Annotated in this window: 6 protein-coding genes and 1 riboswitch; of the genes, 3 read left to right on the top strand and 3 right to left on the bottom strand. The window is 43.6% G+C overall.

Annotation, left to right across the window (positions count from 1 at the left end; all coding sequences use genetic code 11):
• The 3 genes from IH879_21415 to IH879_21405 all read right to left on the bottom strand — a co-directional run.
• Positions 1-708: NAD(P)-binding protein (locus IH879_21415; GenBank protein MCH7677486.1), on the bottom strand; the 708-nt coding region annotated here is incomplete at its 3' end.
• A 14-nt stretch (positions 709-722) separates the two neighbouring features.
• Positions 723-956, bottom strand: a complete 234-nt coding sequence (locus IH879_21410) for a type II toxin-antitoxin system HicA family toxin (protein MCH7677485.1) — start codon at positions 954-956, stop codon at positions 723-725.
• The gene (locus tag IH879_21405) at positions 946-1,263 is read right to left on the bottom strand and encodes a hypothetical protein (GenBank protein ID MCH7677484.1); all 318 of its coding nucleotides are present in this window, start codon (positions 1,261-1,263) and stop codon (positions 946-948) included. The genes IH879_21410 and IH879_21405 overlap by 11 nt, the downstream gene beginning before the upstream one ends.
• Before the next feature lie 129 nt (positions 1,264-1,392).
• Positions 1,393-1,496, top strand: a riboswitch (TPP riboswitch).
• A gap of 48 nt (positions 1,497-1,544) precedes the next feature.
• On the opposite strand from IH879_21405, the gene thiS reads away from it, so the two are divergent.
• From thiS to thiE, 3 genes are all read left to right on the top strand, one after another.
• The gene (gene thiS, locus IH879_21400; protein MCH7677483.1) at positions 1,545-1,748 is read left to right on the top strand and encodes a sulfur carrier protein ThiS; all 204 of its coding nucleotides are present in this window, start codon (positions 1,545-1,547) and stop codon (positions 1,746-1,748) included.
• Positions 1,749-1,777: 29 nt separating this feature from the next.
• The gene (locus tag IH879_21395) at positions 1,778-2,554 is read left to right on the top strand and encodes a thiazole synthase (protein MCH7677482.1); all 777 of its coding nucleotides are present in this window, start codon (positions 1,778-1,780) and stop codon (positions 2,552-2,554) included.
• A 227-nt stretch (positions 2,555-2,781) separates the two neighbouring features.
• Positions 2,782-3,411 carry a thiamine phosphate synthase gene (gene thiE / locus IH879_21390; GenBank protein ID MCH7677481.1) on the top strand — a complete coding sequence of 210 codons (630 nt, stop codon included), beginning with the start codon at positions 2,782-2,784 and terminating at the stop codon, positions 3,409-3,411.
• The last annotated feature ends 267 nt before the right edge of the window (positions 3,412-3,678 follow it).

The raw sequence follows: 3,678 nt of genomic DNA, 5'->3' as shown, positions 1-3,678 counted from the left end.
TTTTAAAACCTGGTCAAGCATTCCGCGCACATTTTTGGCACCGCGCATGCCCAAACCGATATTGGCCTCGCCGATTTTATTCTTTGGAAACAACCAAAAGTACCCGCCGGGAAACCGGCTTTCGAACCAAAGCTCAATAATGTCTTCATAAAAATCACCTTCTGCAAGTACCAGGGAACAGGGGCAAATATCTTTATTTGGTTCAAAGGCCGTAAATGAATTTGAAACCACCGAATAGACACCGTCTGCGCCGATGATCACTTTGGCGGTAAATTCTTCATCAGCCGTCTTAACCCTGTTTCCGGAAATGTGTTTCACCCGAGCGCCGAGCCGGTATTCTACGCCATTTTCAAGTGCCCGGTCAAAAAGATGCTGATCGAGTTTTTCGCGGTCAAACATTTGCCCTTTTAAATCAGCTACGTAGGACCTGCCGGAAGGCGCCTTTAATTTCAGGCCTTCGATGCTGCCGGCATAAATGTCTTCAGGAAGATCGTAGAGCTCGGCACAGTCCGCTTCCGGGAAAATGGTGAGGAGCTCATCGTAAGTCGGGATGGCTTCGCCGCATTGCATCGGAACGCCGACCCGTTTTTTCCCCTCGAGAATCAGAACTCTTTTCCCCGTTCGGTTCGGATTTATATACTTCGCAGTACAGGAGCCTGCAGGTCCGGCACCGACTATAATGACATCGTAATGGCTAGAGTTCGGCATAAGTGGATAATTACTTAGAGCAAACTTAACCAGTCATCTTCCGAAAGACCAGATTGACGAATCATTGAGGCAATTGTTTTAGGGTTGAACCGTTTCTGATTTGCAATTACTGTAACTCGTTTCTTTCGACCTTCAATGACTCCTTGAAACTGTTGATGACTGCCCTTTGTTCTGGTGAGTTTGAAACCATTTCGTTTTAGAATCCTCTGCACCTCTGTAGATTTTAAGGCAAGGAGTCTATGGTGCATAGACTGCCTGGTGTAAGCGTAAACCCGCAGTATTTGATTTGTCTAAAATTTTCTTCTTCAGATTCTTGGCTGCAACTTCAAAGTATTTCAACCACTCTTCCACAGGGGCAGATCGTGGTATAAACTCTTTTTCATCTCCTGATTCCAAGACATCCTCTAAATATAATTCTATTGCTTCTCGGATGTTTTTTTTTGCTTTATTAAGCGTACCGCCTTGGCTTGCGACATCCAATTCTAAACAAAGAGCTGAAAAAATACTGTCTTCTTTTTCGATTAAAATATGAAGATCCAGTTTTTTAAATTTCATAAATTACCTCGGTGATATTTAATAAAATCTATCTAATATATTACATTTTTCCCGTACACACAAGAAATTTAAAAATCGCTCTTGCATCGAGATGAAATTGTGTTTATATTCTTTTAAAATTGTTTTAACAAAAACCGTTAGGGGTGTTCTGTTCAATCGAGAACGGAGCTGAGAATATACTCTATGAACCTGCTCTGGATAAAGCCAGCGAAGGGAAACGGTCTAATGAAAATCAGCAGACCGCAATCCCGATAGCGGTCTTTTTTTTTAGAACAAAAGCTATGCAAGTTTTCATTAACGGCAAACCAACCAGTCTTGAAAAATCGTTGACTTTAGAGCAGCTCTTAAAAAGTCTAAATATCAATCAGGAGCATAGTTTTGCAGTTGCCCTAAATGCTGAAGTCATTGCCAAAACAAAATTGGCTGACATCCAGGTCAAGGATGGCGATACACTCGAAATTATCCGCGCAACGGCGGGAGGATAACTTTTTTTAATTAAACAGATGAGGAAAATATGTCTGAAGTATTAAAATTAGGCGATAAAAATTACAGCTCACGGCTTATCTTGGGGACCGGTAAATATCCGGACTTTCAAAGTATGAAAAAGGCCCATGAAATCAGCGGGACGCAGTTAGTCACCGTCGCCATCCGGAGAATCGATTTAAACGACACTTCCGGAGAATCGATGCTGGACTACATCGACAGAAACAAAATCGATCTGCTGCCGAATACGGCCGCCTGCTACACTGCAAAAGATGCCATTTTGACCTGCGAATTGGCCCGGGATGCACTGGATACAACTTTGGTTAAACTGGAAGTCATCGGCGACGAAAAGACACTGTTCCCGGACAACGAACAATTGTTAGAGGCAGCCAAAGAGCTGGTTAAACAGGGGTTCACTGTCCTTCCCTATACCAACGATGACGTGGTAGTTTGCAAAAAATTAGAAGATATCGGCTGTGCAGCCGTCATGCCGTTAGGCGCACCGATCGGTTCCGGTCTGGGTATTCGCAATCCTTACAACATTAAAATAATTTTAGAACAAATTAAAATTCCGGTGATTGTAGATGCCGGCGTCGGTACGGCTTCGGACGCGGCGATCGCGATGGAGCTCGGCTGTGACGGCGTGTTGATGAATACCGGAATCGCCGGCGCCAAAGACCCGGTGAAAATGGCTGAAGCGATGCGCCAGGCAGTTGAGGCCGGGCGTTTAGCTTATGAAGCCGGACGAATCGAGAAGAAACTTTACGCGACCGCTTCAAGTCCTCTGGAGGGAGTAGTTGGAACCTAACCCGGAGAAATCCCAAATCCCAAAAAACAAATCACAACTGAATTCCAAATCTCAATTTCCAACGCGGCGCAGACAACCCATCAGGGAAAAGTTAAGCGCTTATTTTCTATCCGCTTCAAGATATTGTAATTAAAAGGATTATAGCAGAATTTAAAATATCATTGCCCAAAAAACAAGGATATCAATCTTAAGGGACCAATTGATTCATCCAGGAATAGAAAAACTGCATGCCGAAAGTTGACTTTCGTCTGTATGTGATCACCAACCGCCTGTTATGCGGAGAGAGAACTTTAACTGAAGTTATCGGGGCGGTCTGCCGGGGCGGTGTAAAAGCAATTCAATTGAGAGAAAAAGATTTACCCGCCAAATCTATTTTTAACCTCGCTCGGGAAATTCAACAAATTTGCAAAAAAACCGGTGTCAAATTGCTGATAAATGATCGATTTGACATCGCCCGGGCGATCAGCGCTGACGGCGTTCAGTTGACGTCTAAAAGTCTTCCTGTTAAAATTGTTCGTAAACATCTTAGTGCAAGTCAACTCGTAGGCGTCTCCACTCACTCGCTTGATGAAGCAAAGCAAGCGGAGGATTCAGGCGCCGATTTCGTTTTATTTGGGCCCGTTTACCACACTCCTTCAAAAGCTACTTATGGAGATCCACAGGGTCTAACCAAATTGCAGGAAATAACAAAGTCAGTTTCAATACCGGTCTTTGCAGTTGGTGGAATGACCCCGGGAAAGGCGAAGGAATGTGGCGAGAGCGGTGCGTTTGGAGTTGCAGTTATTTCGTCGGTGATGAGTACACAGAATATTTCGGCAACCTTAAAAAGTTATGAATATTACCTTGATTCACTTTAGTTTGTTAGGAAAAATCTAAAAAAGGAGTATTGACTTTTAGCGAACCAAGTATTATGTTGTCATGTATGGCAATTCATCTCGCTTTTTTCCTCTCAGGTTTTACGCAAAACGAACCTTTTGATGTAACTTAGAAACGTATCCCAAACTCACCACAGCTGGCCACCTTTTGGAGGAGGAAGTAAATGGAATTTCAGGTACCTCACTATGCGGACTACGTCGATGATTTTCAGGAAATTGCCAATCACTACAGCCTTAACCCGGAGAAAC

The sequence above is a fragment of the candidate division KSB1 bacterium genome (assembly GCA_022562085.1).
Lineage (GTDB): Bacteria > Zhuqueibacterota > Zhuqueibacteria > Oceanimicrobiales > Oceanimicrobiaceae > Oceanimicrobium.
The sequence above is the reverse complement of the archived record's forward strand: the minus strand, read 5'-3'. Positions and strand labels throughout refer to the sequence as shown.

Bases quoted from the DNA above. Each gene is read 5' to 3' on its own strand.
- IH879_21410 (MCH7677485.1), bottom strand. From the start codon at position 956: ATGCACCATAGACTCCTTGCCTTAAAATCTACAGAGGTGCAGAGGATT.
- IH879_21405 (MCH7677484.1), bottom strand. From the start codon at position 1,263: ATGAAATTTAAAAAACTGGATCTTCATATTTTAATCGAAAAAGAAGAC.
- thiS (MCH7677483.1), top strand. From the start codon at position 1,545: ATGCAAGTTTTCATTAACGGCAAACCAACCAGTCTTGAAAAATCGTTG.
- IH879_21395 (MCH7677482.1), top strand. From the start codon at position 1,778: ATGTCTGAAGTATTAAAATTAGGCGATAAAAATTACAGCTCACGGCTT.
- thiE (MCH7677481.1), top strand. From the start codon at position 2,782: ATGCCGAAAGTTGACTTTCGTCTGTATGTGATCACCAACCGCCTGTTA.